This window comes from Roseovarius sp. THAF8, from assembly GCF_009363735.1.
Lineage (GTDB): Bacteria > Pseudomonadota > Alphaproteobacteria > Rhodobacterales > Rhodobacteraceae > Roseovarius.
Genome location: NZ_CP045414.1, coordinates 30,490 through 51,921 on the forward strand (window position 1 = coordinate 30,490; position 21,432 = coordinate 51,921).

Below are 21,432 nucleotides of genomic sequence, written 5' to 3' on the forward strand. Positions count from 1 at the left end.
GGGGTTTTTGGAGGAGGAAGTTCAGCCCATCCGACCTATGTGACCGTTCCACCTTACCGTTCAGCTGCGGCGTCCCGCGCTTGATGTAAGAATGGCGGATGCCAAGATCCTCGACATGCCAATGGAATTTGGCCTGGAACTCATGGCCATTATCCGCCCTGATTTCGGGGATGCGAAACGGGAACTTTTCAACGACGTGGTAAATAAAGTTGATCGCATTGGCTTGGGTGTGCTTTTCGTGAAACCTTCAGCGCCCGAACCCGCGTTGCGTCATCGATGGCGGTGTATTGGAACCGGCGCACCTTCTCGCCTTTCTTGTCAATAAAGGTCAGGAACTTAACATCCATCTGGATGTGATGTCCGGGTAGCTGCTTCTGATAACGTTTGGTTTGAACCTTGCGCATGCGAGTGCCGCGAGGGAGGCGGTTCAGCCCATTGCGGCGCAGGATGCGCGAAACCGTGGCGTCAGAAAGTTTGATGTCGTGATAGCGCTCCAAGTACCAGACGATCCGCATCGGGCCGAGGTGATACTTGCGTCGAAGGTAAAGGACCTTGTCCTCGCGCTAACGCGGCGTCCGATTGGCATGCTACTTGGGGATGGGCGGCGCGTTGATCAGGCCAGCTTCGCCACGCTCCGCATAGGCTTGACGCCAACGGTAGAAGCTGGATCGACCTATCCGAAATAGCGGAAAGCCGTCGCGACGTGACCGATCTTCTCCGCATGTCGCAGTATCCGTAACTTGCTGGACCTGTCGCGGGATTGTGCCGCTCCAGGTTCTCATTTACGCGGCCTTCGCCTCGAAGGCCAAGGGGCTTTTCCAGCCCAGGGCTGAGTGGCGTCGGCGTGGATTGTAGAAGCCATTGATGTATTCGAAGATAGCCAACTCTGCGTCGCGACGCGTCGACCACGACCGCTGCCACAGCAAATCGGCCTTGATCGTCTTGAAGAAGGTCTCAACAGCCGCATTGTCGTAGCAATTTCCCGTGCCGCTCATCGACACCTTGAAGCCGTTCTGGCGCAGGATCTTCTGGTAATCGTGAGAGCAGTATTGGCTGCCGCGGTCCGTGTGATGGATGCAGCCCTTCGGTGGTCGTCGCAACGCAATGGCCATGTTCAACGCCCGGATCGCCAGGTCACGCTTCATCCGGTTACTGACGGCCCAGCCGATCACGCGCCGGGAGTGCAGGTCGAGGATGACCGCCAAATACAGCCAGCCCTCTTGGGTCCAGACATAGCTGATGTCACCCGCCCATTTCCGGTTCGGACGAGCTGCCGAGAAGTCCCGGTTCAGCAGGTTCGGTGCGATGTTGAAGCTGTGGTTGCTGTCCGTGGTCGCCTTGAACTTCCTGTTTCTCCTCACCGCAATGCCGTTGTCACGCATCAAGCGCCCGATGCGGCGGTGGCCGACTTGCAGGCCCAACTCTTTCAATTCCTCGGTCATGCGTGGCCGGCCATAGCTGCCAAGAGACAGGGCGAACTGTTCACGGATGTGAGCCAGCACAACCATGTCCTTGCGTTGGCTCTGGCTGAGGGGGCGGCTTCGGAAGGCGCGATACCCTCGCGGGCTGACATCCATGATCTGGCACAGCCGTTCGACGGGCAACATGTCGGCGTTCTTTGCGATGAAAGCGAACCTCATTTGCTTTGCTCCGCAAAGAACTGGGTGGCCTTTTTTAGCACGTCCCTCTCCTCCCGAAGCATGCGGTTTTCTTTCCGCAGCTCGGCGATCTCGCGCTCAAGATCAGACTGGGCGGTCGGCCTCTCAGGGTTGCGCCGATCTTGCTGTATCCAACGGCTCAGCGTCGAGAAACCGATCCCGAAATCAGCCGCCACCTGCTTACGCGGCAAGCCGCTGGTCAACGCTACCCGCACTGCTTCGGCACGGAATTCCTCGGTCGGTCGTGATGCCATCTGTGTTCTCCTTTGCGACACGATACGTGGTCAAAGGAGCGGCACAATCCCGCGACAGGTCCATGCGTTGGATCTCGCGTTGATCCTAGGTCATAAACATCTCCTTCTTCCCAAACCTGGGAGTTTAAAGAAACTGTCCCGCGAGAAACGGCATATCTGCAAAGGATCTCGGTGAGCGTTTTTGTTCCGTAGATCAGAAGATGGAACCGCGCTGTCGGACCCTGTTCGGTCTCAAATATCCAGACATTGGAGACGGTATGGAATTCCCGATGGATACTCCTGCGTTCACCGACAGCTGCAATTGTGCGAGACATCTCTGCTCGCTTTGGAACGCCTGCTTACTGGTATTTAGCATATCCTCGATCATGCCGGGAGCATTCCGCCTGAACTCCTGGGCGCGATCGGCTCCTTGCTGTGCCATCCCCCCGATCAACGCGCCGCCGAAGTCCTGAGCCATCACTCCACACGGGAGCAAGGCAACGAGACCGACCGACACTATTCGAAGTCCTCGAACCTTCAAGCCGTTCACCATCCCATCTTCCAATAAAAAACTAGATCCATCACGAACATTGGAACCGAAACACCCGCAGCAATCAACTGCCCCTACCATCTTCGCAGATGATGGCAACTATAGAGATTTAACGGAAATTAGGAATTCGTATACCGACCGCTGCCGTTTTGCTTCCGTCAGAGAAGCCCGTATAATCACGCTATGAGACGCCTTCACCCAGATATTTTGGATCTCGATCCTATTGAGCCACCAATGGAAGTCGATTGCATGCCTGATGGGGAAGAGATCGATTTTGCCAACACGGTGGAGGCTGCTGGCATGCGGAACGTCGTGACCGGAAATATTGGTGTTCGGTACACGATCATTCCTGGTGAAAGAGATCTTTTCGAACGGGGCGAGGGGTGTCGTATTTTGGGAATTGGAGATGACAACCTGCCGACGGATCCGAGAGATCGAGCATGTGAAGTCATCAGGCGTCTTGCCTACGGCTTCCATGACTACGCCGCTCGGGAGGTTGCGGGCCGCTATCACAGGGACTTGAAGAGAGAGCTTGAAGCAGGGCAGGGCCAGCAGCCGAATGTCGAGATGGTAAACGACCGCGCGAAGCTTCTCATCCACCGGATCCATGCGCGTCTGATCAGACAGGACGCCTCGCTGATCGAGGGAGCCAAGCGCCGCCTGGCGGAGAACCCGCGATATCATCCAGAGGACAGGGCCGCCTGGGCAAGAGTCCTGGACCAGGATCCGGATGATGTAGCCCGGCAGATCGTGGTCAGGTCCGAGGAGTGGAGGAGGCTGCGAAGCATGACGCCATTGATGCTTCCTGAGCCTTATAAAGACATCGACACACGCCGGAAGTTTTGGCGGCTGGCGAAGAAGGGTTTCAACGATCAGAAATAATATTCTCAGGCGAAAAACAGAAATATAATGTTTGGCAGCACTTAATAAAAATAGCTTAGGCCTAAAGCATAAACTGTTTGAGAGCTGTAAATATAAAAAGTAAGCAATATTAAGAATAGCAAGGAATTCGCAAGCTGCGGGAGAAGTAATATGGGCACTGAAAAGGCAGAAAAAATCAAACTCGACGACCTGGACCTCGACGACCTTCAGGCCCTTAAGAGCCGGATCGATACTCAAATACATACCTTGAAAGAGCAGAAGCGTGAAGAATTCATGAAGCGAATGGAAGAAGAGGCAGAAAAAGCCGGAATCCCATTCGACGAGATTATCAATCCGAAGAAGTCAAAGGCAGTTCTGGGCAAGGCATCGGACAAACGTTCAAATGTGAAGCCGAAGTACCGTGATGCGAACGGCAACGAATGGACGGGCCGCGGCCACGCACCTGCATGGGTTCTGGCGTATGTCGGGGTTGAAAGCTTGGACAAAAAGAACCCTAGCCACCAGAAGAAGTTAGATGAACTGCTGATTGAAAAGGGCTCATGACTAGTAGTTCTGATTGGCGTACGTTTGACACGAAGTGGATGAATTTACGCAAGGCGAACTTTTCAAACCTTCGCTGCGACTGCGAACTTGATTGAGGAAAGGGCGGGAAGCCGTCTTTCGCTGCATTTGGTCTCAAGGTCAGCTATCAGGCGAGAGCACATATCAAATTAGCGTGCAGCATGGGTGCTCTTCAAAGGAATGCGGCTTGTTGGCCTATCTCACTCTGTTTCTTTCGGCACTTGTCGCCGCGACGCTCATGCCGATGCAGTCAGAGGCTGTGTTGGCCTACCTATTGACGGACCCAAAAATCTCGATCGGGATGGTGCTTACGGTAGCGACATTTGGCAACGTGCTCGGATCCACCGTGAACTGGGTCTGCGGTAGGTTTTTTCGCGGTTTTCAGAACAGGCGATGGTTCCCGATTTCGGCCGATGTACTGGCTCGCGCCGAGGGTCATTATCATCGCTACGGGAGATGGAGCCTGCTTGCCAGCTGGATGCCGGTTATTGGCGATCCACTGACCGTGGTTGCAGGTGTCATGCGGGAGCCTCTGGCGGGCTTCGTGGTTATCGTGACGATTGCTAAACTTAGTCGATATCTCGTTGTCGCTGGATTGACGCTGGCCTGGTTCTAACCGTTCCATCGTGGTCAGGCCGATAGCGATCAAAAATGCGTGGCCCACCTCGGATGACTGTCGTCTATGACAAGAGCATGAGCGTGCCTTGTGCCATCGCGAACGTGGGGATGGTCAGCTGGCAGATTGTCATGGCGGTGCTCGACCACGTCAGGATCACCGGCAGGCCATAAAGCCAATGCCATAATGATGCCCGCAGTAGCGAGCACGGCAAGGACAACAAGTGCGGCAACCACTCCGAACTGAGTCATGAGCCACCCCGATAGGGGATAGGTCAGAAGCCAGCAGGCGTGAGAAAGGGCGAATTGCGCCGCGAATACTGCCGGTCTGTCTTCCGGGTGCGCAGAGCGGCGGAGAAGGCGTCCAGAGGGCGTCAGGACAGCGGAATACCCCAAGCCGACAAACAGCCAGGCAACGAGCAAAGCTGGCCAGGTCAGGTCGGACGCAATAACGCACAAAGCAAGTGCCAGGAGTGTCAAAACCGTCAACGCTGCACCGCTCAACATGACGGGTCGGTCAGTGAGGCGGTCAAGTATGCGCGGCAAGACGAGTGCGGCCAGCATGGATCCTGCCCCGAAAGCAAACAGCGTCCACGCCAGCGCGCTTTCCGGCAGGCTCAGTGTGCCTCGTACCATCACCACCGTGTTCACCAGAACCATCGCGCCCGCCGACGACGCCGCCAGGTTCAGAGCCAGAAGTCCGCGCAGTCTTGGCGTGGCAAGATAAATTCGAATACCGCGGGTCGTTCGGTCATAGATCCCATGCGGTTCTGACGGCTTCGGGCTGGGCAGAAGCACCGAGAAAACCAGAATTGCCGATGCTGTGAAACCGGCCACGGTCCCCAAGAACAGAGTATTGTAGCTCATCACCGCGAGCAGCAAGGCCGCAAGGGTCGGGCTGACAATATTCTCCAAATCATATGCCAGCCGCGAGAGCGACAGCGCACGGGTATACTGGCGCTCCTCTGGCAAGACATCCGGGATCGTGGCCTGGAAGGTCGGCGTGAAAGCGGCTGACGCTGATTGCAAAAGGAAAATCAGGACGTAGACCTGCCAGACCTCGGTAACGAAAGGCAAACACAGCGCAACCCCGGCGCGGATCACGTCCAACGTCACCAATAATGCTCTGCGGTTCACTCGATCCGCGAATGCTCCCGCGATGGGCGCGATCCCAACATAGGCGATCATCTTGATCGTGAAGACCATGCCCAGAACCATCGCGGCTCCATCTCCGGCAATATCATAGGCCAGGAGCCCAAGCGCGACGGTAGCGAGGCCAGTGCCGAGTAGCGCGACCACCTGGGCCAGGAAAAGATGGCGATAGGTGCGGTCGGCAAGAATTTTGAACATGATCATCTCAAAGGTAACGGGCGATGGCTTTCATTTCAGACCTGTCGCCTGCCTCATCACTGTCGAGACAATGATCCATGTGATCGTGGATCAGCGTCTGTTTTGCATTTCGAACCGCGCGCTCTACGGCTTGCATCTGTTGAGCCACTTCGAGGCATGGTTTGCCATCCTCTATCATGGCAATGACGGAGCGAAGATGCCCTTCGGCACGTTTCAGCCGGGAGATGATTTTGGGGTGACTTGCATGAAGATGGTCTTTTGTCATATGCAAGGGCTATCCTCCCCGTGGGGATACCGCAAGATGTCACGCAAGATGCATCAAAAGGGACGAGAGCAGTGGGGCTGGTGATGAGAAGCCGGATCAGAACATCGGTCACAGCGAGGGTTGTCGCTGGTCTTACTTGTATCGCCCTATGCCTCTGGACCATATCGCCAAGCGCGTCTCATATCCCCAAAGTTGTCGAGACCTTGCAGGAGCATGCCGAGATGATCGCCTCGCATGGCCACTCCCATGGATTTGAAGAAGACCTGATTTGGTCCATGCATGGCCACAGCCACGACGTGGCGGATCATGACCATAGTCAGGCGGTTTTGACACAGGCTCGGCCTGACGCGACGGCGGTTGAGACCAGCACTACCTGGCATGGGCGTGCCCTTGCATACTGGTCGGCACCATTATTCCTCCTGGAGCGCCCACCAGGCGTGTGAGCACGCCCATCTTGGGCGAAACATACACGCAAAACGGAAAATCCAAGGAGAAAACACATGCACTCCGTTATCGCGGATCGCAGGTCTTGGCGCACATCTCGCGTCGCTGCCATCCTAATCGCGCTCCTGGCAGTGATGCTCTATGCCACGGCTGCCGCAGCGCACAACGTTACCGAGGGTGACGCTGGCTACATACAGGAAATCTGGGGGGTGAATCTCATCCCCTTCGCCTATCTCGGAGCCAAGCACATGGTCACGGGATACGACCATATCCTGTTCCTGCTTGGCGTCGTCTTCTTCCTCTACAAGATGAAGGACGTAGGTATCTACGTGAGCCTCTTCGCACTCGGTCACTCAACCACGATGCTTGCGGGCGTCTGGTTCGGCTGGGGCGTGAACGCCTATATCGTCGATGCAATTATCGGCTTGTCGGTCGTCTACAAGGCGCTCGACAACCTCGGAGCCTACCAACGCTGGTTCGGGTTTCAGCCGAATACAAAAGCCGCAACTCTGATCTTTGGCTTCTTCCACGGCACAGGTCTGGCTACCAAGATCCTCGACTACAATATCGCGTCGGAGGGTCTGTTGCCGAACCTGCTGGCCTTCAACGTCGGTGTCGAGATTGGTCAAATCATGGCGCTCGCCGTGATCCTCATCGTTATGGGGTTCTGGCGGAAATCCCCGAAGTTCTATCGGCAGGCCTACACCGCGAATGTCGTCATGATGTCCATGGGGTTCATCCTCATGGGCCTTCAAATCACCGGCTACTTCGTTGCCGCGTAACTTACAGGAGACTTACATGTTCAACTCAGAGAAACCGAACCTCGAAGATCTGCCGACTACCAAGCAGCTTTTGCGTTCAACGGCCATTGCCGCCGCTTCTGCAGCCGCGATCCTGGTAACGGTCGTCCTGCCCGCGGAATACGGGATCGATCCTACGGGCGTGGGTGGTGCCATTGGTCTCGCGGAGATGGGCGAGATCAAGACACAACTCGCAGAGGAAGCCGAGGCCGACCGGTTGATGGATATCGAAGCCGAAGATCAGTCAAGCCTGCTGAAAGAAATCTTCGGGCTATTCGTCGGTAGCGCGTACGCACAGGATGCCACAGCCGAAGAAAGCGAAGAGTGGCGCGATCAAATCACCTTCACACTCGAGCCCGACGCGTCCGCCGAGTGGAAGCTGGTCATGACCAAGGACCAGACCGCCGACTACCGCATGGTGGTTCAAGGAGGCAGGGTCAACTTCGACCTTCACGGCCACGGCTCCGGCCAATCGGTGACCTATGAAAAGGGTCGCGGCTCTACCGGGAGCGAGGGCGAGATAGTGGCCGCGTTCGACGGTGAGCACGGTTGGTTCTGGCGGAACCGCGACGACGCGCCACTGACCGTCACGATCCAAGTGCGCGGCGACTATGCCGAAGTAAAAGACAACACCTGATCAAGATACCACATCCCTGCCTATCAAGCGGCAGGGATGTGCATTTTCTCGGTTCAGGACCAAGACGGCAGCCCGTTTCGTGGCATTTGCATTCAATGCCGGAGTTGACGCTCTGAGTCTTCTAACGTCATCGGCGAAGCAGACATTCGTCGCTGAGCAATCGAAGGTCAGCCATGGGCCGGAAGCGAACATTTGTGAATATTCAGAGCAGCGTTTGCTATTCAGACAAGGCTGACTTCCAATTGTTCCCGAGCGAGGTCTGCTTTGGCTCTCGCCAACGCTGATCTTCTATTTCGCGGCATCCGCCAGACTCGCAATAGCCTCCAAAATGCCCGACACTACCCCAACCCGGGTGGGTGAGACCAAGGCGATCATCCCCGAAATATCCGGTCGCGGCTGGATCACTGGCACGCATCAGCACATGCTCGATCCTGCCGACCCGTGGCCCGAGGGCTACCGGCTGAGCGATACTTGGCCGGATGTGAAGTAGAACTGAACGAAAGCTGGCGTTCGCGTAAGGCGTAGCATCGGGCACTTTGGGGGGAACCAAGTGTGATAGGTGCGCCCATTCCTTTTTTTGTCAGTCTCGTGATCGAGCAAAGGGGCAGGGGAGACGTACTTTATGCGGCAGGTTCACCTACTTGGGAGAAAATTGCCGACTTCGCGCTTCGTTTGTTCGCCGGGATAGGCCTGACATGGCTAGTCTGCGTTACGATCTGGCATTTGCACGTTTAAGTTCGGCTGGTTTGTCTAATATCCATTCTCCAGCTTATGGTGAACAAAGGTTTTCCTCCATATTCCGGAGGTTCGTCCAAAACCAGTCCTCGGTTGAAGTCGCAGACTCTATATCGCCGTTTTCAAGATTAATTATAATTGCTCCCCCGCCAAATTCGTTGAGACGCGGCTTGCTGCAACTGAGGCTGTACTGAAATCCCCATTAACCGGTGGAACCAACTTCACGCGCAAGCCTGGCTACAAATCCAATGACAGCCATAATATCTGCCGCCCCGTATGCATCGCGCAACCAAAGTTCAGCGGACGACTTATCACCATCAAGGATCGAAACTTGAAAGCTGCGCATGTCTAGAAAAGTATCATCTTCAGTGCGCATGGCCTCCAAAAGATCTATTGCGAACAAGGCGTCTTCGACTGATTTAAGTTTCAGACTGCACGAGAATTGAGTGTAATCGTCGGCCATTCTGCTCTCCTGTACCGTTTCAAAAACACATACAGAGAGCACCTTAAAATGATGTAAAATTTTGGCGCACCTGAACTTTATGATTATTTATCAGTTGCTTGGGCGGATCCATTATTTGGAACGCTGACGGTCAGCCAAAGAGACCTTACAAAAAGGCTGCACCAGGAATACCGGTGCAGCCAAGTGGTCGCCCAGAGGGAGATGACTGGGCCACCTCATCAATCTGATAGTGTGAGCGATACCTGAACCGCGACTCCTATTGCTTCTGAGGGTAGGGGGATCGTCCCATCTCTTCCATCATCTTTTCCCGGAAGACCTCTGCGGGTGTCTTCCACCCGAGGCACTTTCGAGGTGTCGCGTTGAGGTGGTCGCAGATCATTTTCAATTCATGATCTGAGACCGCCGTGATGTCGCGCTTCCTTGGCAGCCATCTTCGGGCGCGGCGATTGGTGTTTTCCACGGTGCCTTTTTGCCACGGGCTAGATGGATCGCAGAACCAGGTTTGCGTGCCGATCTCGGCCTGAAGGTGGGGCCAGCTGACGAACTCGGTGCCGCGGTCGAAGGTGATGGAACGACGCGCGACGTAGGGCAGATCCCGCACGGCTTTCATGATCTTGCCCATGACTGGTTTCGTGCGCTTGTTCGGGTTCTTCAGCAGAACTGTGAAGCGGCTCAAGCGCTCCACGAGGGAGGTCACGTTTGACTGACCGAAGCGTTGTTTGAACAAGACAAGATCGGCCTCCCAGTGCCCGAACTGACGCCGATGCGCCACATCGTCCGGGCGGAACAGGATACCGACATCACGGTCGAACTTGGGTTTCTGGCGCTTTCTGGCACGGCGGGGCCGACGGGCTTTCCGGTGCTAGGGCAGGTACCACCAGAGTTCCTGCGCCATGCCTTCTTTGGAATAGATATAGCGATAGATCGTCTCCTGACAGACGCGCAGTTTTGCGCCTTCATAGATCATACGGTTGCCAATCTGCTCGGGCGTCCAACCTTGTTTGATCCGCTGCACAACCGTCTTGCACAGCTCAGGATGCCGGATCAGCTTGCGCTCCACAGATCGACGCTTGTTCGTCTGCAATTGCGCCGCGTGGCCGAAGTAGCCCGCGTATTTCTTCGGGAAGGCATCATCGGCCCAGAAGTTGCGTTTGATCTCGCGAAAGATCGTCGATTTGTGGCGTTTCAGAACGCGTGCCATCTCTCTGACGGGCACCTTTGCATGCCACCAGCTCTCAATCTTACGGCGTTCTTGTAGTGATAGTTGGGTGTAAACGGCTCCCATGCCATGATCTCCCATTAGATAACTCATTGTTTTCTAATAGGAGTCGCACTTCAGGGTAGCGCGTTCCAGACCGGCGGGTTTTGTTGCATAACATAGATTATGTTAATGATAGATTCCTAAAGGGTTGAAAATATTGGAATTCCTATTCTCCTGTGAACCGAATTTTGGTTCCCTGAGAGAAGATCATAGGACGCTCTTCCTTTGGGTGCCATGCAACCATGTACCAATCCCTGGTCTCTGTATTGAAGAACAGATAGAAAATCGGAAGCTGATGATCGGTTCCGTCGAGGACCTTGCGGTATTTCTCAAGGGTTTCGTTTGAGAGATCATTTCCCTCCACTCCCTTTTTAGTGGCGTAGCCCTTAATGAGGATCGTTAGGATCTCGCCACGCGATAGCTTGGCCCCGTCCAGAAAGTCGATTTCCCATTCTTCATCGTATGCGTCTGAGGCGAAATCAGCTCCAGTGCTAAAAAACGACAATGCGAAAACGGTTTTCGAGAAGTCGATCTTATCATTCAGCTTCGATGCAGGGAATTTGAAGCCGTGCCTTCTCTCAAAATGTTCCGGATGGTAGCGATTGCGATTTCGAGGCCATTCCTTGGCGAGCCAGTCTATACTCCGAGACATGACGACATCCGGCTCCCGACCGCCTCCAACCGGACAAAGGTGGAAGAGATTCTCGTTCGATTGACCAAGCAAGTAGATGTAAATGTGGTCCGTCGATGGTGTAATGAGCGTAATTATCTTAATGCCATCTTCCTCGGCGGTGGAAAATATCTTCGCCTTATGCTGTTCCAGGTGGAGTTCAATTTCTTCTCTCGGTCCGGTGATGCAGTTCTCCGGAAGTTTGGCAGATCGTGCTTCAGACGAAGCCGGGAACGGAAAGAAAGTAACGCATGTGCAAAACAAGAATGCAGAAAAAATATGACGCATGTGTAGACCTCGATTTTATCGATGCGTCTGGATGCTAACTTGAAATCATGGCAAATGGGGAATTTTCACCTTCGATTGCGTATAGCGGAAATATTCCTTTGAGAGTGTAGATGCCTTTGGATCGTAAGATATGCGTTATCCCACTACGGCCTTTGTGCTGGTGGTGATCCGCTTCCGGTTAACAAGCACTGGAAGGAAATTGAATATGGTTGCGACATCATGCATTCGCACAGCGAAATCTTCACTGAAAAACTTGATAGATAAGCTAGGATTTACTCGATTAGCGGCGGTGTGTGTAAATGGATGTTAGTAGCCCCAGCTCTTGAAATACCTACAATCGCGTTCAGAGACTTCCTAGATCTTACGATGACACCAAATCTTCGTCTCCCAAGATGGTTTCGGATAGAGTTTTTGCAGCCGCTAGCAGGTGCGGTATAAACGCGGAAACTTCGTCGTAAGTGACCCTTGCCGTTGGAACTGACACACCCAAGCAAGCAATCAAATCGTTTTCAGGCGTCATTATTGGTACAGCACAACCAACGACACCTCGGACATACTCTTCGTTGGAAGTCGCCCATCCCTGTTTTCTAGTTTGTTCCAAAACCTTCATGAAGCTGGTCGGATCGGTTATCGTGTTCGGGGTGAACGGCGTGAGCTCAAGCGAATTTACGAGCTTTTCACGCGCTTGAAGCGCCAAGAGGCTGAGGTAGATCTTTCCGGTGGATGTACAGTGGATCGGAGCATCGGTTCCTGGGTCAAATTGAAGCCCATGGACCGTGGAGACGCGAACGCTATCAACATAGACAACGCGATTGTTCCGTACCAAACCTATTTCACACTGCTCACCGAGTTCACGAGACACTTCTTGCAGAACGGCATGTCTTCGAGCGGTTCTAAACGCACTGCTGATCGTTCGCGCCGAAAGAGTTACCAAACGATTTCCTACGGTGAACCGCTTAGTACCGGCAGTCATCGCAGCCATTGTCGTCGAACTTGTCGCAATCCGGTCGCGAGGAGAAAGCTCTACGTAAAGCTCAGTATGCAGGATTTCTGTTCACGCTTTTCAAACTTGTACTACGTTGCCACACAGATATGGAGACTGCGTGGCAACGTGCTTCTTACCGGAGCGATCTTACGCCTTATCTTAAGCGCTGGAAAAGCGCCCCCAAGACGCAAAAATGCAATTAATGAAATTTCGAATACGATGAGTATTCATAAACAAGATTGGTAAATCCGAATAAATTTCATTGGATCTTATATTTTAATTCCATGTTAATTTCTGCAAGTTATTAATAATTCTTGTTTATTACAGGAGCAAATCATGAATAAAATTGGCTCAGCAAGCAACGCCGCTTACAAGAAAAATATGGAAGATAGCGTCGCTCAAATGGTTTTCAACCTATATAAAATAAGTAACGAATTCATTTGTGAAGTAATTATTGACGGAACAATTAAGGATCGAGTGAGAGCAGTCACCGAACAGGAAGTGTTCTGTTTCTTCAGGTCGTACGACAAGAAAGACTTGTGGTTGACAAAATCACTCTATCGCAATGCAGACATGAATATTCTGCATTGGTACGGATCAATTCATGCTGACAAGGCAGAAGAGGACTTTTCCGTTGAGCTGTGCGGGCAGCTTCCCGATCTTAGGATCAGCGGTAACCGTATTGCCGAAAAGTATTCAAAAGGAGAAAATGATAGATCATGGAAGGCTGCTGTATTTAAAACCCCCACTGAGGACTTCATCACTACTCTACAATATAGCCAGTCCGGAAAATTTGAATGGGATGAATATAGCATGATCTGGCGCGAAACTGCAGAACACGCCATCAAGGATGCCGAAATGTTCGTAGACCTACAGCTTCCCATTATTCATCTCCTGTATCCCGTCGATGATATGGAAGCTACTCAAGAGAGTAATCTAAAGATACTCCTCGCCGCGTTTAGCTAGTGCGTTGATCGATATGAACCATGGTATCATCGTCGGGTTAGAAGCGTCTCGCTCGTTCAAGCAGGCTGAGCTCGGATCAACCAAGGCGATGTTTAACTGCTTGAAGTTCAATTTCGGTCTGCGCCCGGAACGTCTGATCGCCAAAACCACCTATGACGCCGACCCACTTCTAGGCCGGCGCGTAGACCGCAAGATCGCACCACTCATTCCGGTCTTCGACCAGGCGGGCCAGTTCGATGGCACGTGGTCTCGCGCCGACTTCGTGTTGGATGTCGAAAACGACAAATACATCTGTCCCGAAGGTCACGCCCAAAAACAGTTGCGACGCAACTACTCAGACCCCAACGGTGGATCAGCCGGAGAAGGCACCGCTCGCTTTCGGGCTCTGGAAAGAGTCATCCAAGATTGCCCATCGAAAGCTAGGTTCTGCCCTATTTGAAGGACGATTTGCCTGATCCTGTGGACAGAGGGGTATTTTGCAGTTCACTCCACAAGGTCCATCGCGACACTGACTTGCGCTCTCTTCAAGTTCCTACAGTTCCTGTGCCCAGAACTCTTCCAGAGGGCGCGTGTCCCCGAATTGATTTGATCAGACGCCTCGAATTACTTCGTAATTTACTTCCCAAACCAGACTAAATATTTAATATCAGTGTGTTACGCTCGCCTTTGCGGAGCGATACACCTCCTTTGTTGTCGTAGATTACTCCCCGAGGAGTAATGAAGCGGCGGCTTGCGCTCTCTGCAGGTTCCCAGAAATACGGTGCCCCGGGGCGTTCCCGGCAGTCTCGTTTCCCTGCGGCAGTTTGGCAATACGCAAGCTTGTGAACTTCTCGTAATTTACTCCCCAAGACGGATTAAATATTTAATAACAGTGTGTTACGATTGATTTCGCGGAGCGATACATCTCTTTTTTGTCGTAGGTTACTCCCCCAGGAGCAATGCAGCGGCGGCTTTCGATCTCTCTAGGTTCCCAGAAATACGGTGCACTGAGCGTTCTCGGAAGTCTCTTTTCCCTGCGGCGGTTTGGCGGATACTGAAGCATGTGAGCTTTTCATAATCCACTCCCCCAAGAAGAAAAATATCCATGATATCAGTGCCCTAAGATTACGTTCACAGTGTGATGTACCTCCAGTTTTACTGTAGATTACTCCCCAAGGAGCAATGGATCAGCAGCTTGCGCTCTCTCCAGGTTCCCAGAAATACGGTGCTCGGATCAGTACTGGAGAGTGCTTTTCCATAAACTCGTCCGAGGGGCGCAGACGTCTGCGGACTTGTCGTAATCTACTCCCTCAAGAAGAAAAACATACATGATATCAAAGCTCTAAAGACTCCATTTTCAGAGTGATGCGCCTCCAGCTTTACCGTAGGTTACTTCCCAAGACGTTGAGATCGAGGCACCATGGCGCAAGGACGATGTCGGCCAGACATTATGTTATACACAAACTATCGAGACGTGTATAAAGTTGCTGCATGCATCTCTCGGGCCCGATCATCGCAATTTACCCAGAGCTCTTACAACGCCATTTCAGGAGGCCATCAGTATCAGTCGAAGGCAGCCTGATGCTAACGCAGCGTGGCGGCAGCAGTGTCTGGGTTGCCCGAAAAAGGCGCGGCAAGAAGGTTGGGGAGATCTATCTTGGCGTCGATAATGAAGAAACCCGTGCAAAGGTAGACACAGCACGCCAGGAGCAGATTACGACTAAGGAATGGTCACAAGGCTGCACGACGCTTGTAGCTGCTCTGCGGGCGTCTGGGTGCGCCGCAACTGATACTACCTCCGCACGTGTTCTAAGCGCTCTCCGAGAAATAGGTTTTTTCGATCAGAAGGGTCTTGTAAGTGGCGTACAAGCGTTCAATCAGTATCCGCTGATGTTTGGACGTCTTAATCCAGAATGCACGCAGAAAGCACTTCTCAGCCTTGTCTCGACCACCTGTGGGAACGAGGTGGTCAGTCACCTTGTAGCGCAAGGGATCGATCTCAAACCTTCAGCAGGTGAAGGCTCTGACAATGGACGCAAATGGATTGCGGAAGGCAAGATCGAGGTTGAGTTCGTACATGTTGAAGGCAAAGAAACCTTCTTGCTGGAGAACAGAAAAAGCGCGGTCGCTCTTTATCGGAGCGGCGTCTTGGTCAGCATCCCAGACCCTGCTAGGTACGCGCTGCACTGTCTGCTTGCTTCCGACCAAGGATGCTGGAGCCAAGCAGAATGGTTGATCGGTGTCATTTCAGATGAGTGCCCTTTTGACCTCTATAAGGCCTACAAAGAATTAAAGTTGGGTTGGCCGGATAGCATTCAGAAGCTCGAGGCGACGCTGACGTTTATGCCTGAGAGCTCGATGATCCTGGACGAGATCCTCGACATCTTCGAATGACCGGAATGGCAAGCATCTGTCTGTTAAAAGCGACAGAAATGAAGTAGCCCAGAAAAATGTGGGGAATGTCACACTGACTGGCGGCAGAGCATTCCTCGGCCTTGCAATGAATTGGCTGCCAAAGTATCTCCTGCGCATGGCTTATTTGACGCTCATACCAACAGCTACCTGGTAATCGCCCCTTTACTGCGGGCGACGCATGATCGTCCGCTTATACCCATTCTCAAAAGCTGCTCATGTTGTCGCTCGCCTTGTTTCCAAGGAGAATTCGACATGATGAGACAAAACAACCTAAACATTAGGAACTGGTACACCGCGGACCTTCACCTCGGCCACGAAGCCATGATTCACTTCTGCAATCGGCCCTTTAAGGATGCCGAGCAAGCTGACGAAACAATCCTGCGGAATCTTCATGCGAAGGTCGGTCCTGGAGATCATCTCTGGATGTTGGGAGACTTCGCAATGGGGAAACGGAAGCTGGACAAGAAATGGCTGCGAGAGATGTTTGACCGCTTGCCGGGAGCTGAACAGCACCTTGTGGTCGGCAACCATGATGACGAGATCATCCAAAGCCTACCGTGGACTACGGTCAGCCACATCGCGGAGATTCGGGATGGTAGTCTGAAGCAATTTAATACTTTGTTTCACTACCCGATGCATACGTGGAACCACGCTCGCAGGGGCGCATTTCAACTTTTTGGGCACGTGCATGATAACTGGCTCGGGTCGCGAAACTGCGTAAATGTCGGGGTTGATGTCTTCGATTTTTACCCGGTTTGCTTCAATGAAATCGAGCAACGGTCAGCGTCGCTTCCAGTCAACAGGCATTGGAAAGAGATCGAGCCCAATTGCGACGTGATGTTTACTGATGAGGAAGTCTTTTCAGGAAAGATGGACGTTTCCTGAGAACGGTGCCAGCGAAGCATGGAAGCTGATTTCCGTGCTTTTCGCTGGCCCCGAATTAGAAAGTGCTAGAGATCCGCCAGAACCGGTACCTTTTCTGACCGGTTATCTCGGCGATCAACCCCGCCTCTTCAAGCAGGTCGATATATTTCAGTGCAGCATCTTTCCCGGTTCCTGAGGTCTTCAAGAGCGTTTCAATATTCAGAATAGGATAATCGACAAATGCCTTGGAGATACACTGGTACGTTGCGGTCTGCTTAAACTCCACTTCTTCAGATTTTTGTTTAAACAGCTCCACTGCGTTCAAATTAAGCAAGGCTCGATGGCAGGCGTTCTCGACCAAGCGATACCATGTCGCCAAGCGCTGCTCGATTGTACCCGCTCTCATAAAGGCTCCATGACCGCCAAGCGCCAGCGGAACGAAACCGAGCCCTCCCCGTCGTCCACGCGGCGCACAGAGTTTCTGTGACACGACTGCGGCTTCCATGAAGTCACTATCGCCAGAGACTTGGATGCTTTGCCATGAGAAGAATGCCAAGGCACCAAGCGTGAACCTATGCAGGCCCTCAGCGTCCTCGATGTATTCTTTCCATTCTTCATAGAGATCATCGAAAGTCCTACCGCCAGTCTGCCTGATCAGCTCCTCGTCGGTTCCCTCTTCGACTGCATGACGCCCCAGAACGTCCCGTATGTCATCGTTCAGGGGGTGAAGGGGGCTCATATACCTTGAATGCGCCCAGCGAGTTTCAACCACTGCCTCCTGGTCTCTCTCATGCTGGTAGTCCGCCAATACGAGGTGTTTATGCAGCGCATCATGTCCGAGCCTGTAACCGGCAAGCCAAGCAAGTTCGACAGCCTCGATGCGAGCAATGCGATCATGCATGGCTGGGTTGAGACGGATCCGCTCATCCAGGCAACCGGACATGTACGTAGCATCCGCAAGTGAACCTGAAAGATTCCGCTCTGCCTCACGCCAGTCGTTGTGATAGAATATGAAGCTCTTTTTTGACTCCGGATCAACATCATCCTCGGGGCCAGGAGGCAGGAACCACAGATTCTGTTGGTCTGGATCATCTCCATCGTAAATGGATGGCGGGCCAAGGTCTTCGTCATCCGGATTATACATTTACACGAGCTCCTTGCTTATAAAGTATGAGCAAGCGTTTAGCGACGCAAACATACAAAGTTAAAAGAAGACTGTGGGGCTGCCACAAGGCCAGTGCTTGAATCAGAATTAACGCCCTGCGCAGTCTATATCTGGATATTTGAGTTGGCTGGCACATACAGCAAGCCGCTGGATAGCCTGCTCCACCCCAAGAGTGTCGAAACTTGGAATTGCCATCCCGATAGGGCCCCTATTCCAGGATTTCATGGAGGTTCTTCTCAGTATAATACATCGCGTAGAGGTAGTCGATCTTCACTCCAAATTCCTGGTAAACTGCAGAGATCGCTCGTTCGGCAATCGTCATTTCCTGTGCGCTGAGGTCACCAAAGATCATGACATCGATGTCCGAGTGCGCTTTGAAGTCTCCGTTCTCCAGGAATCCAAAGAGAACATGTTCAATGTTTACGTCTTGCAGTAGTTAGTGAAGACTCTCCCATGCCTTTAGAGCTTGCTCGTAGTGCTTCCTATCGCGTTCTTTTATGAGCTTTCGATCTATCGACATCGCTCGCATTCAACGCATGGATGCGAATTCCACAACCAAACCTGGACCTGGAAGAGGCCATAGGCCTTTATTCTACCTTTTTCTGATAAGCTTTTGCCTTGCGAATAGATAGAAAGATAAACTTAATTTACCAGAGGCAGAATTTTATAAAAACTATATTGACGCGGTATTATTTTATTAGTATATATCTCCTTGTGAGACGCCGGATAGGCGGCTTAAGATGAAAGATGAGACGCTGGACAAGCGGGCCTTACCTACCCCATAGGTAGCTAATGACATTATATTTTCATCTGACCCACCCAATGGGTGGAACCGAGCCCCACTAGCTAAAGCTGGTGGGGCTCTTTATTGCAACTAATGCGCAAAATTATATTAAGAGTGCTCGATAAGTATAATTTTCTCAATTTGCGCAACTTACGTGCACTTCTGCAGATCATCGATGGTAAAAAAAGCACAATGTGAACCGAACAAATAATCGGCAGACAAGTATACTTTATCATTTTGATAAATTAAATAATTTGCATTTAACTTTATATTATATTAAATACAATATACTTAAAATATAAAAGGGCCAGGAAGGTGCGAGCTCCCCGACCCTATAATCATGATGATGTGAGAGTAATATAGGCTTCGAGCGACGATAAGTCAATAAAATCTCACGAGAATAAATAGAAAGGCACCTTCTGAACCCTTCGAATTGAAGGCTATTTAAGGATGTCGAGACGGGCAGGAAGTACAGCAAGAAAAGAAGGGCCGAACCGGCTCTCTTTTGACCTGTGTTATGACTTCAACAGCGTTTCTTACGAAGATCCACGCACCCAGATCCAAGCGCTTTTCGGACCTGTTATCGAGACTTCACCGTTCACTGCATGCCTTCATGACCAGTCAGTATCGCGTAACTCCCGGTACGACATGCCGAAAATTACGGATATGAAAGAGTGCGCCTCGAATTTGCTGAAGCATCAAGACCGCGAGATCTACCTGTCCGCAGGGATGTTCCCCCAGGGAGGTGGTGAAAACAAGCGTTGCCGCTGGAAGACAAACATCTGTGCGATCCCGGCGCTCATGCTCGATCTCGATTTTCACAAGACCACGAAATATGGAGAACGCACACCAGAACAGATGGTCCACGTCATCTTCAGGATTTGTCGAGATTTCAACCTGCCCAGTCCCGACATGATCGTGTTCTCAGGCGGCGGTCTTCAACTGTATTGGATTTTCGAGCCGATGAGCTTTTCGAAAAGGTTTCCAAAAGCTGATGACAGCAGGGACCAAAGAGAAATCAATTCCGACCGCTGGCTCACCGTTGTACGCCAACTCTGGCAGGTGTTTGCCCCGCTCGGAGCGGACTATGATGGGAACAATGTCGTGCGCCTGACCCGTTTGGTGGGTTCGAAGTCGGCACGAAACGGCAACATCGTGAGGATCGTTCACCTAGAGCCGTACCTGATGGACCCTGGAGCTGGTCGCGGAACCTTCAATGAGCTCGAAAGCGCCGTGCAGCAGGGCATCGAGGAAAATTTCGAAAACATCGATCATGACGGCAACGATGAGCGCAAGCGCGGGAAACGGAAGAAGCCATCACCTGTGGCAAAGGGTGAAGTCGCAGATGATCCAAGAGCGCCTCAGCCGGTGCGTGAGAGCTTCCAGGCCCGCAATAACGTCATTAACCTCCAATCAGTCAGAGAGCGCGAGGAGCACTGTCACAAGGAACTTTTGGATTACGGTTACGGCACGCAGGCCCGAAATCGCCTGACTGATATTTTCAAGCTTATCGAAGGCCGTCATGGCGGACAGATACCGCGGGGCTTCAGGAATTCGTACATTTACTCAATCGCGTCCCTGTTCGCCTTCTTGGCACCGCCTGCGGCCTTGGAAAAGAGGACACACGAGCTGGCTCAGGATCTCTGCGGCGATGACTGGACCCCCGAAGAGACGCATAACTCGATCAGTTCTGTCCTTAAACGCGCTGAAGAGGCTGCCAATGGCAAAACGCGATTGTTGAACGGCAGAGAAGTGGACCCTCGCTATTGGTACAATTCAAATAACTTCGCCGAGTTCTTGAATGTGAGTCTGGAAGAGATGCAGGCATATGATCTCAGAGCGATCATCAACGGTGCGCGAAGAGCGGAAAATGATAAAGCGAAAAACACTCGGAAGAACGCACAACGGGCACAGCAGGAAACACCCGAGCAACGCAGGAAGAAGCTTCTGATTATCGAAATCCAGGAACTCAGTGCTGGTGGCATGAGCATCAAGCAGATCGTTCGCGAAACGGGGAAAGCTCGGAACACGGTGAAAAGCTACATCAACCAAGAGAAGCCTGTCCTCACAGATATCCACGAAAATCCTGAGTTGGAGCTTAAAGTAGCACCTGAACAGGCTCAGGAGAAGCGTCAGGAGTTCGCTCAGAAGCCTGTTCGCAAGATCAAGAGCCCAATGCTTGCAAAGACCAAGAAAGCGAACAGAGAAGCAGCCCTCGGGCACCCTGCCCCAGCAAACGATAGTGGTCCGGGCGTTATCGAGTTCAGACGAGCTGAGCCACTTGACGATCCTCTGGTTCCAGATCCTGCCTTCGGCTCTCCGATGGAAAAAATGGCGACCACTGGTTGCCCTTTCTGAATCTGGTTTCGACCAATTGCTCTGACGGCGATGTCCGTCTTTTCATTTACACAACTCTACTGTGACGCCCTTTGAAGGCCTGGAAGCAGGCCCCAAATGGCTTTAATGAGATCTGACAGACAACCTCCCTGCCCTACCCTGAAAGGGTGCCTCCAAGGCGCTCAAAGCAATCTTAAGAAGGATTCATCACCAAGACAGGTAAAAAGGGACCATTCTCAAGCGAGTAAGAGAACTCAGAAATGCTGTATGGGATTCCTGCTGGACTTTTCAGGGCCGGTTCTCCTCCTCACCCCTGCCGCCCTTGACGCAAGGTCCCTAAAACCTGGAACGGCAAAGACCGGGAGGGGGAACTCTAAGGAAGGATTACAGTAAGGGGGTCAGATTTTTGACCCCCCTCTCTACAGGACCTGTTCGCCCAGATAATGAGGGCCGTAGTTAGCTGCAGCTCCAAAGGCTCTTCCATCGCCAGAGACAATCACAGAGCGGTATTCATCTCTGACCCAG

Annotated in this window: 17 protein-coding genes and 4 pseudogenes; 11 read left to right on the plus strand and 10 right to left on the minus strand. The window is 52.3% G+C overall.

The features are described 5' to 3' along the window. Positions 1-25: 25 nt before the first annotated feature. Positions 26-733, minus strand: a pseudogene (locus FIU85_RS21700) (helix-turn-helix domain-containing protein); the annotation flags it as partial. Between the two features lie 49 nt (positions 734-782). Then, positions 783-1,912 (minus strand): IS3 family transposase gene (locus FIU85_RS21705; protein WP_152498482.1). Its coding sequence is split into 2 segments (ribosomal slippage): positions 783-1,669 and positions 1,669-1,912, totalling 1,131 coding nucleotides; the frame shifts between segments, so codons are not numbered across the junction. Positions 1,913-2,675: 763 nt separating this feature from the next. On the opposite strand from FIU85_RS21705, the gene FIU85_RS21710 reads away from it, so the two are divergent. The 3 genes from FIU85_RS21710 (at position 2,676) to FIU85_RS21720 (ending at position 4,500) form a co-directional block, all read left to right on the plus strand. Further along, complete coding sequence (locus tag FIU85_RS21710; RefSeq protein WP_172978974.1) at positions 2,676-3,323, plus strand: hypothetical protein; 648 nt, start codon at positions 2,676-2,678, stop codon at positions 3,321-3,323. Positions 3,324-3,473: 150 nt separating this feature from the next. Next, entirely contained in the window at positions 3,474-3,866 is a 393-nt protein-coding gene (locus FIU85_RS21715) for an H-NS family nucleoid-associated regulatory protein (protein WP_152498484.1), read from the plus strand. A gap of 256 nt (positions 3,867-4,122) precedes the next feature. Next, complete coding sequence (locus FIU85_RS21720; protein ID WP_152498501.1) at positions 4,123-4,500, plus strand: YqaA family protein; 378 nt, start codon at positions 4,123-4,125, stop codon at positions 4,498-4,500. 29 nt (positions 4,501-4,529) lie between these two features. Here FIU85_RS21720 and FIU85_RS21725 read toward each other — a convergent pair whose 3' ends face one another. Then, entirely contained in the window at positions 4,530-5,849 is a 1,320-nt protein-coding gene (locus FIU85_RS21725; protein ID WP_152498485.1) for an MFS transporter, read from the minus strand. A 7-nt stretch (positions 5,850-5,856) separates the two neighbouring features. Further along, positions 5,857-6,114, minus strand: a complete 258-nt coding sequence (locus FIU85_RS21730; RefSeq protein ID WP_152498486.1) for a metal-sensing transcriptional repressor — start codon at positions 6,112-6,114, stop codon at positions 5,857-5,859. 500 nt (positions 6,115-6,614) lie between these two features. On the opposite strand from FIU85_RS21730, the gene FIU85_RS21735 reads away from it, so the two are divergent. The 3 genes and pseudogenes from FIU85_RS21735 to FIU85_RS21745 all read left to right on the plus strand — a co-directional run. Next, positions 6,615-7,340, plus strand: coding sequence for a HupE/UreJ family protein (locus tag FIU85_RS21735; RefSeq protein ID WP_152498487.1), 726 nt, complete (start codon positions 6,615-6,617; stop codon positions 7,338-7,340). Between the two features lie 16 nt (positions 7,341-7,356). Then, the gene (locus FIU85_RS21740) at positions 7,357-7,995 is read left to right on the plus strand and encodes a transmembrane anchor protein (RefSeq protein WP_152498488.1); all 639 of its coding nucleotides are present in this window, start codon (positions 7,357-7,359) and stop codon (positions 7,993-7,995) included. A 352-nt stretch (positions 7,996-8,347) separates the two neighbouring features. After that, positions 8,348-8,485 (plus strand): annotated as a pseudogene (locus tag FIU85_RS21745) (proline racemase family protein); the annotation flags it as partial. A gap of 447 nt (positions 8,486-8,932) precedes the next feature. Here FIU85_RS21745 and FIU85_RS21750 read toward each other — a convergent pair. The 4 genes and pseudogenes from FIU85_RS21750 to FIU85_RS21765 form a co-directional block, all read right to left on the minus strand. Further along, complete coding sequence (locus FIU85_RS21750) at positions 8,933-9,193, minus strand: hypothetical protein (protein WP_152498489.1); 261 nt, start codon at positions 9,191-9,193, stop codon at positions 8,933-8,935. A gap of 256 nt (positions 9,194-9,449) precedes the next feature. Beyond that, positions 9,450-10,478: pseudogene (locus tag FIU85_RS21755) on the minus strand (IS30 family transposase). Between the two features lie 142 nt (positions 10,479-10,620). Continuing rightward, complete coding sequence (locus FIU85_RS21760) at positions 10,621-11,412, minus strand: hypothetical protein (protein WP_152498490.1); 792 nt, start codon at positions 11,410-11,412, stop codon at positions 10,621-10,623. Between the two features lie 361 nt (positions 11,413-11,773). Continuing rightward, complete coding sequence (locus FIU85_RS21765; RefSeq protein ID WP_152498491.1) at positions 11,774-12,394, minus strand: IclR family transcriptional regulator; 621 nt, start codon at positions 12,392-12,394, stop codon at positions 11,774-11,776. A gap of 339 nt (positions 12,395-12,733) precedes the next feature. Here FIU85_RS21765 and FIU85_RS21770 point away from each other — a divergent pair, with 339 nt between their 5' ends. The 4 genes and pseudogenes from FIU85_RS21770 to FIU85_RS21785 all read left to right on the plus strand — a co-directional run bounded on the left by FIU85_RS21770 (position 12,734) and on the right by FIU85_RS21785 (position 16,642). Next, positions 12,734-13,363: a hypothetical protein gene (locus FIU85_RS21770; protein ID WP_152498492.1), complete on the plus strand. Its 630-nt coding sequence runs from the start codon at positions 12,734-12,736 to the stop codon at positions 13,361-13,363. Further along, positions 13,362-13,796: pseudogene (locus tag FIU85_RS21775) on the plus strand (IS5/IS1182 family transposase); the annotation flags it as partial. The gene FIU85_RS21770 and the pseudogene FIU85_RS21775, both read left to right, overlap by 2 nt. A 1,127-nt stretch (positions 13,797-14,923) precedes the next feature. Further along, positions 14,924-15,736 (plus strand): GSU2403 family nucleotidyltransferase fold protein, encoded by an 813-nt coding sequence (locus FIU85_RS21780; protein ID WP_172978975.1) that lies wholly within the window; start codon positions 14,924-14,926, stop codon positions 15,734-15,736. A 273-nt stretch (positions 15,737-16,009) separates the two neighbouring features. After that, complete coding sequence (locus FIU85_RS21785) at positions 16,010-16,642, plus strand: metallophosphoesterase (protein WP_254703095.1); 633 nt, start codon at positions 16,010-16,012, stop codon at positions 16,640-16,642. A gap of 55 nt (positions 16,643-16,697) precedes the next feature. On the opposite strand, the gene FIU85_RS21790 is transcribed toward FIU85_RS21785, so the two are convergent. Both FIU85_RS21790 and FIU85_RS22640 read right to left on the minus strand, forming a co-directional pair. After that, positions 16,698-17,765, minus strand: a complete 1,068-nt coding sequence (locus tag FIU85_RS21790) for a hypothetical protein (RefSeq protein ID WP_152498495.1) — start codon at positions 17,763-17,765, stop codon at positions 16,698-16,700. Positions 17,766-17,994: 229 nt separating this feature from the next. Beyond that, positions 17,995-18,219, minus strand: coding sequence for a nucleotidyltransferase domain-containing protein (locus FIU85_RS22640; RefSeq protein WP_152498496.1), 225 nt, complete (start codon positions 18,217-18,219; stop codon positions 17,995-17,997). 801 nt (positions 18,220-19,020) lie between these two features. On the opposite strand from FIU85_RS22640, the gene FIU85_RS21800 reads away from it, so the two are divergent. Next, a complete protein-coding gene (locus FIU85_RS21800) occupies positions 19,021-20,928 on the plus strand; it encodes a hypothetical protein (protein ID WP_152498497.1) in 1,908 nt (635 codons plus the stop codon). The last annotated feature ends 504 nt before the right edge of the window (positions 20,929-21,432 follow it).

What these genes read in the sequence shown, in the direction of transcription:
- FIU85_RS21730 (WP_152498486.1), bottom strand. Translation starts at nt 6,114, where the DNA reads ATGACAAAAGACCATCTTCATGCAAGTCACCCCAAAATCATCTCCCGG.
- FIU85_RS21715 (WP_152498484.1), top strand. Translation starts at nt 3,474, where the DNA reads ATGGGCACTGAAAAGGCAGAAAAAATCAAACTCGACGACCTGGACCTC.
- FIU85_RS21740 (WP_152498488.1), top strand. Translation starts at nt 7,357, where the DNA reads ATGTTCAACTCAGAGAAACCGAACCTCGAAGATCTGCCGACTACCAAG.
- FIU85_RS21780 (WP_172978975.1), top strand. Translation starts at nt 14,924, where the DNA reads ATGCTAACGCAGCGTGGCGGCAGCAGTGTCTGGGTTGCCCGAAAAAGG.
- FIU85_RS21750 (WP_152498489.1), bottom strand. Translation starts at nt 9,193, where the DNA reads ATGGCCGACGATTACACTCAATTCTCGTGCAGTCTGAAACTTAAATCA.
- FIU85_RS21800 (WP_152498497.1), top strand. Translation starts at nt 19,021, where the DNA reads ATGTCGAGACGGGCAGGAAGTACAGCAAGAAAAGAAGGGCCGAACCGG.
- FIU85_RS21790 (WP_152498495.1), bottom strand. Translation starts at nt 17,765, where the DNA reads ATGTATAATCCGGATGACGAAGACCTTGGCCCGCCATCCATTTACGAT.
- FIU85_RS21765 (WP_152498491.1), bottom strand. Translation starts at nt 12,394, where the DNA reads ATGGCTGCGATGACTGCCGGTACTAAGCGGTTCACCGTAGGAAATCGT.
- FIU85_RS21725 (WP_152498485.1), bottom strand. Translation starts at nt 5,849, where the DNA reads ATGTTCAAAATTCTTGCCGACCGCACCTATCGCCATCTTTTCCTGGCC.
- FIU85_RS21720 (WP_152498501.1), top strand. Translation starts at nt 4,123, where the DNA reads ATGCCGATGCAGTCAGAGGCTGTGTTGGCCTACCTATTGACGGACCCA.
- FIU85_RS21785 (WP_254703095.1), top strand. Translation starts at nt 16,010, where the DNA reads ATGATGAGACAAAACAACCTAAACATTAGGAACTGGTACACCGCGGAC.
- FIU85_RS21710 (WP_172978974.1), top strand. Translation starts at nt 2,676, where the DNA reads ATGGAAGTCGATTGCATGCCTGATGGGGAAGAGATCGATTTTGCCAAC.
- FIU85_RS21770 (WP_152498492.1), top strand. Translation starts at nt 12,734, where the DNA reads ATGAATAAAATTGGCTCAGCAAGCAACGCCGCTTACAAGAAAAATATG.
- FIU85_RS21760 (WP_152498490.1), bottom strand. Translation starts at nt 11,412, where the DNA reads ATGCGTCATATTTTTTCTGCATTCTTGTTTTGCACATGCGTTACTTTC.
- FIU85_RS21735 (WP_152498487.1), top strand. Translation starts at nt 6,615, where the DNA reads ATGCACTCCGTTATCGCGGATCGCAGGTCTTGGCGCACATCTCGCGTC.